Below are 6169 nucleotides of genomic sequence, written 5' to 3'. Positions count from 1 at the left end.
ATCCATGTCAGCCCGTCCGACGCTTGAAGACACGAAGCCCGGCCCAATCAGCCCGTCCGGCGTTTGAGGACCGGGCCCGGGGCGGAGCCCCGAAACCGCCCACCGACCCGCACTTGCCCACCCAGGCCGGCCCCACCCAGCCCGTCCGGCGCTTGAGGACACAAGACCAAAAGGCGACACCCTGCAACTACCGTGGCCCCAGCGGCAGTCGAAGCGTACTCACCGCCCCACCCCCCACATCATTGGAGAACACCAACTCCGCCCCGATGATCCGCGCCTGCCCCACCGCAATCGTCAACCCCAGCCCATGCCCCTTCCCCTGCCCACCCCTCGCCACCGTCGGCTCGGTCCGGAACCGCTGCGGCCCATGCTCCAGCAGATACCCCGGATACCCCTCCCCGTGATCACGAACAGTGATCACGGGACCGTCCACCGCCACCACCACCGGCGGCAGACCGTGCCGATGCGCGTTCGAGAGCAGGTTCCCGAGCACCCGCTCAAGCCGCCGACGGTCCGTCATCACGCACGCGTCCTGCACGACGCGCACCTCGGCCGGCAGCCCGGACGCCCGTACCGCCCGCTCGGCGAGCCGCCCCAGCCGGTGCGCGTCCATGTCGGCGCGTTCCGTGAGCGAGTCCAGCCGGGAGATCTCCAACAGGTCCTCGGTGAGCAGGCGCAGCGCCCGTACCCGGTCCCGTACGAGCTCGGTCGGCCGCCCCGGCGGCAGCAGGTCGGAGGAGGCCTGCAACCCGGCGAGCGGCGTGCGCAGTTCGTGCGCGACGTCGGCGGTGAACCGCTGCTCGCTCTGGAGCCGGGCCTGGAGCGTGCCGGCCATGGCGTCGAGGGCGGCGGACACGGCCGCCACCTCGTCCTGCTGCCGCGTGAGATCGGCGGTGCGCGGGTCGCCGACCCTGGCGTCGAGGTCGCCGGCGCTGATCCGCCGCGCGACATCGGCGGTGCGGTGCAGCCGCCGGGTGACGCGGGAGACGGCGAACACCCCGACGACGAGGGTGCCGACGATGGCCAGGGCGGAGGAGACCACGATGGCCCGGTCGAGACCGTCGATGGTCTCGGCGCTGCGCCGGTAGGCGATCTTCACGGTCAGCGCCTTGCCGTCGGCGGGCCCCGCCGCCCACATGGCGGGTTCGCCGTCGAAGGAGCCGAGCGCGGTGCCGCGTTCGCCGCGCAGCGCCATCTTCCGCAGGGCGTCGGGGAGTTCGGGCGCGTCGAGGGAGGCTTCGGGGCGCAGCCGGTCGCCCGCGACGTACGAGCGGACGGCGATGTCGAGCCGGGACAGGGCCTCGGAACGGGCCTGGTGGACGGTCTGCCGGTTGACGATGACGTGTACGAGGGTGCCGAGCACGGCGGCGACGATGCAGCACATGACGGCGAGGAAGAGCGTGAACTTCGCGTAGAGGGAGCCGGACCGGGCGAGCCGGAACCACTTCGGCCGCCCCCGCCGCCAGGCACGCGGCCCCCGCCGCCCGCCCGTCATCGGCGCGCCGGCGCGGTGGGCCGCCCGGAGGCGTCGGTCCGCCGGATCTCGTCGCTCTGGAGCTCCATGTAGTGGCGGTGGGAGTCCCAGGAGTACACGGAGCGGATGGCGTAGTTGGGGGTCGGCGAGGGCTCCCAGACGATGAGGTCGCGGCCCGCGACCTCCACCGAGGTGGGGTGGACGGCGGTGGCCATGATGCGGGTGAGTACGCCGTGCACGAAGGTGTAGCAGCGCAGCCCCAGCAGCCCGTCCTCCATCTCGAAGCCGAGGATCAGGTCGTCCTTGCCGTTGCCGGTGATGTCGCGGTGGACGGGGGCGAGGAGGGGGCAGCCGGGTTTGCCGGAGGAGCAGGCGGCGAGTTTGCGCGCGGTCGCCTCGTCCATCCCGTCCGCGCCGGTGACCTCGCCCGGGTGGGCGGCCAGCTCGGCCTTGATGACGGCGAGCGGGTCGACCTCGCGGATGTTCTCGGAGGGCACCCGGCGGAAGCCGGGGACGACGGTCGAGGGCACCTTGCCCTGGTCCTCGGCGGTGGGCACGGCGGCCGGGGAGCGGCTGGGCCACAGCGGGGACGGGGCGGCGGCCGGGGCGGTGGTACCGGCGCTGACGGGTTCGCCGCCGGCCCCGGCGCCGCAGCCGGTCCCCGTCGCCAGCACGGCGGCCACCGTCACCGCGGCGACGGCCGGGTGCCGGAGGAACGGGGTGAGGAGAGGCTGCACGAAACTTCCAGGCGGATGGCGGTTACGGACGACGGTTACGGATAAAACACCACAAAATGCCGGTTTCAGGCGCCCCGCCATTGTCGTGCGTACATATGGAGACGGCTCGCCGAGCACACAGTCAGGCCCGCCTTCCGGTCGTCTACGGTCGTACGTCCCATGCCGGGGCGTACATCCAGACAGACGCGCGGGAAGGCGGGCCGGGGGAGGGTCTTTGGTCCCGGAAGGACGGGACTTTTCTCGTCCTTCCGGGGTATGGGCGGTGCCCGGTCGGCGGGGTGGCTCAGCCGGCCCTTCCGGTGAGTGCGGCCAGCGCGGCGCGCAGCCCGTCCGGGTCCGGCCGGTCGCTCGCCCAGGCCACGTACCCGTCGGGGCGTACGAGGAGCGTGGTCGGCGCGGCGTCGGCGCGGCGGACGGTGGTCCGTACGGCCGCCGACAGGGCGCCGTCCCCTTCCTCGCCTCCCCCGTGGGCGCGCGGCACGACCCGTACGAACCCGCCGTCGCGCATCGCCTCGTACAGCCGCGTGGGCTCCTTGTCGGCGCCGGTGCCGGTGCCGGCGAGCGGCAGGTCGGGGGCGCGGCGGCCGGTGAGCGGGTGGGCGCCGGGCGGGGCCGGGTAGCCGACGCCGATGCCGGAGACCGCCATGGCGGCCCGGCGCCGTACGGGCTCGACCCGCATCGCGAGGTCGAGGGCCGCGGCGCGGGCGGCGCGCAGGGCGGCGGGCCGGATCACCGCGCCGCGCAGGATCGCCCCGCTGAGCCGCAGGACGAGCTTGCCGACGGGGTGCCGCTCGGCCTCGTAGCTGTCGAGGAGGGCGGCCCCGGCCCGGCCCCGTACGGCCGCGGCGAGCTTCCAGGAGAGGTTGGCGGCGTCCTGGAGGCCGGTGTTCATGCCCATGCCGCCGGCGGGCGAGTGCACGTGGGCGGCATCCCCGGCGAGGAAGACGCGGCCCACGCGGTAGTGCGGGGCCTGGCGTTCGTCGCTGTGGAAGCGGGAGGTCCAGCGGGCGTTGTGCATGCCGAAGTCGGTGCCGAACGCTCCGCGGGTGACGGTGCGGATCTCCTCCAGGCCGACGGGCGTGTCCACGGGCGGCTGTACGGCCCGGTCCCAGGCGATGACGCGGTACCAGCCGTCGCCGAGCGACGCGACGAAGGCGATGCCCTGGCGGGCGGAGGCGGCGATGGGCGAGTGCGCGGGGGTGGTCCGCAGCCGGACGTCGGCGAGCATGACGGAGCGGAGCACGGACTTGCCGGGGAACGGCAGCCCGAGCGCCTGCCGTACGACGCTGCGCACCCCGTCGGTCCCGACCGCGTACCCGGCGCGGACCGTCTCCGTGCCCGCGTCGGTGCGTACGTCCAGTTCGACGCCGTCCCCGTCCTGGCGCAGCGCCACGGCCTCGGCCCCGTACCGGATGTCGGCGCCGAGCCGGACGGCCCGCGCCTCCAGGACGCGCTCGGTCTCGTACTGCGGCGTCATCAGCACCCCGGCGAAGCGGGTCGGCAGCCGGGAGAGCTCCAGCGGGGCGCCGATGACGCGCAGGGTGGGGATGAACTCGCCGGTCGCGAGGAGGTCTTCGGCGATGCCGCGCATGTCCAGCACCTCCAGGGTGCGGGCGTGCACGGCGATGGCGCGCGAGAGATTCGACTCCAGCGACCTCCGCTCCAGCAACACGACCCGGACCCCGGCCGCGGCCAGATCCCCGGCAAGCAGCAACCCCGTGGGCCCGGCCCCCACAACGACGACATCCGCCCCGGACTCCTCCCCTCCCCCGCCCCGCACGGGGGCGGTCTCCTCATGACGAGCTGTGCGGTCAGTACGGGTGGTGCGCGTGCTGTGCGACGACATGACGCCTCCCGGTCCACCAATGCCAACACCTGTTGGCCAACGTTCGTTGACTTCCAGTGCACACCCGCTCGCGGACGCGTGTCAACGCCTGTTGAATTTAATATCGCAGTCGGCCGAATACGCCCCGTGGCCCTCCGGCACCCGGCCGCATACACCCTGCTCACCAGCCGCCTCCCGGCCCCACGCGTGCCACGTCCCGGCCGAATCCGCACCCCGAACGGCTGCTATACGGGCCCCAGCGCGCCGAACCGGGCATCGCCGGAACCGATCCGGCCCCATACGCTCGCTGTCCGCCCCTCCCGCCCCGGCTGCCGTACGGTGGCCGGACGCCCCTTGGAGGAGGCGCCCCCTGGAGGAGGCAGCGGAGACATGAGCTCGCAACCCGTACACGGCGGCGGAGAGTTGATTCCCAGACCGGAGAAGACGTTCCCCGCGCTGCGCGCCGCCCTCGCCCAGGTCGCCCCGTCCCGGCTGGCCGAGATGACGACCGAGCGGGACACCGTCTTCACGATGGCCACCCAGTCCAACAGCTTCGGGCCCATCGCCATGTTCCAGCTGAAGTGGGCCGCCGTCATCGAGATCGAGCGCCACCCCGACCTCGCCCGCCGCCTGCGCGCGGCCGAGCGGGCGGCCCAGGAACTCGACAGGAGCGACCTGGCCTGGCAGTCCGCGATGGACGAGATCAGAGCCATCACGAACGCCGCCCGCGCGGCGGTCGCGGGTGTCACCGGTGAGTGAGTGGGCCTGGGAGTACTTCCCGGATTCGCGCGCCATCATCGGCGACACGCCCGACCTCGCCTTCGTCGCCCAGGTCGAGGAACGCGCCGACGAACTGCTACGCGCGGCGGCGGCGCTCTACCTCGACGGCACGTCCTTCCAGGGCCAGTCGCCTCCCCTTCAAACGGAGATCCTGCCGTGCGGGATGTTCGAGTACCTGATCATCGTCCGCCAGGAGCGCCTGTACATCACGCAGGTCACCCCCTGGCCCCTGTGACCGCGGCGGCCCGCCGCGCCGGCGTCAGCTCGGCGCAACAGCGGCGAGAAACGGGTCGACCACCTGGCGCCAGCCCTCCGGGCTGTCGTAGTGGACGAAGTGGCCGGCGTCGGGGACTTCCGCGTACTGGCCGCGGGGGAGGACGCGGACCATTTCCTGGGCCTCGGCCCGGCCGAGTTCGCCGTCGAGGCCGCGGACGACGAGGGTGGGGCATTCGACGAGGGCGAGGTCGTCCCAGTGCGCGTCGCGGACCCAGCTGACGCGGGAGGCCAGCATCTGGCGGCGGGAGAAGATCGGGCGCCAGCCGTCCGCGCGCTCGGCCATCACTTCGGCGTAGAAGTCGCCGCGCGCCGGCTTGGGCCGCTCCAGCGTCGGGTCGTCCTCGCCGAACCACTTCCGTACGTCCGCGAGCGTCGCGAACGGCACGGGCCAGGACTTGAACCAGGCGGCCCACTCCTTCTGCGAGGCCGGGCCGAGCGCCGAGGCCCGCATGTCGCTGATGACCAGGGCCCGTACGAGATCGGGACGGCGGGCCGCGAACTGCCAGGCGGTGAGGGCGCCCATCGAATGGCCGACGAGGACGACCGGCGCGAGCCCGAGCTGTTCTACGGCCGCCTCCACATCGGACACGTACGCATCACGGGTGTACGGGCCGTCCGACGGCTTCTCGCTGCGGCCGTGGCCGCGCTGGTCGAGGGCCACCGCGCGATACCGCGTCGCCAGCCAGCGCGCCGACTCCGCCCAGTGCGAGGCACGGCCCATCAGGCCGTGCAGTAACAGCACGGAGGAGCGGCCGCCCTCCCCGTCCCGGCCGCCCGCCTTGGGCGGGTCCGCGAATTCCCAGGCCGCGAGGCGCACACCGCCCGCTCCTGTCACGTCGATACGCCGCACCATCAGTCCTGGCACCCCCATTCATCCCCCGGGCAGCTCCAACCACGAACAGCCCCACACTATCGAACTCTTATTCGAACGCATTGTTATGCCGAGCAACACCCCTCGTTCGAGTGACAACGGGCCAGGGTTGGCCGCCGCCGCCGAGGGGAGACATCGTCCGGGAGGCGGACCACTCGGGGATGAGGGTCCGCGAGGGGAGACCTTGGGAGCTCGGGGCTCCGGGT

6 protein-coding genes are annotated in these 6169 nt (G+C 73.1%); 2 read left to right on the top strand and 4 right to left on the bottom strand.

The window, feature by feature from the left end; all coding sequences use genetic code 11:
• Positions 1–187: 187 nt before the first annotated feature.
• The 3 genes from ACFU99_RS29420 to ACFU99_RS29410 form a co-directional block, all read right to left on the bottom strand.
• Positions 188–1495 carry an ATP-binding protein gene (locus tag ACFU99_RS29420; protein WP_384397774.1) on the bottom strand — a complete coding sequence of 436 codons (1308 nt, stop codon included), beginning with the start codon at positions 1493–1495 and terminating at the stop codon, positions 188–190.
• Positions 1492–2211 (bottom strand): hypothetical protein, encoded by a 720-nt coding sequence (locus ACFU99_RS29415; RefSeq protein ID WP_384397772.1) that lies wholly within the window; start codon positions 2209–2211, stop codon positions 1492–1494. The genes ACFU99_RS29420 and ACFU99_RS29415 overlap by 4 nt, the downstream gene beginning before the upstream one ends.
• A gap of 283 nt (positions 2212–2494) precedes the next feature.
• Positions 2495–4057 carry an FAD-dependent monooxygenase gene (locus ACFU99_RS29410; protein ID WP_384397770.1) on the bottom strand — a complete coding sequence of 521 codons (1563 nt, stop codon included), beginning with the start codon at positions 4055–4057 and terminating at the stop codon, positions 2495–2497.
• A 369-nt stretch (positions 4058–4426) separates the two neighbouring features.
• Here ACFU99_RS29410 and ACFU99_RS29405 point away from each other — a divergent pair, with 369 nt between their 5' ends.
• Complete coding sequence (locus tag ACFU99_RS29405; RefSeq protein ID WP_384397768.1) at positions 4427–4795, top strand: hypothetical protein; 369 nt, start codon at positions 4427–4429, stop codon at positions 4793–4795.
• A complete protein-coding gene (locus ACFU99_RS29400) occupies positions 4788–5051 on the top strand; it encodes a hypothetical protein (RefSeq protein ID WP_384397766.1) in 264 nt (87 codons plus the stop codon). The genes ACFU99_RS29405 and ACFU99_RS29400 overlap by 8 nt, the downstream gene beginning before the upstream one ends.
• 24 nt (positions 5052–5075) lie before the next feature.
• Here ACFU99_RS29400 and ACFU99_RS29395 read toward each other — a convergent pair whose 3' ends face one another.
• On the bottom strand, positions 5076–5945 hold the full coding sequence (locus ACFU99_RS29395; RefSeq protein ID WP_384397764.1) for an alpha/beta fold hydrolase: 870 nt from the start codon (positions 5943–5945) through the stop codon (positions 5076–5078).
• Positions 5946–6169: the final 224 nt, after the last annotated feature.

Origin of the sequence: Streptomyces sp. NPDC057654 (assembly GCF_042800135.1) — a bacterium.
GTDB lineage: Bacteria > Actinomycetota > Actinomycetes > Streptomycetales > Streptomycetaceae > Streptomyces.
The sequence above is the reverse complement of the archived record's forward strand: the minus strand, read 5'-3'. Positions and strand labels throughout refer to the sequence as shown.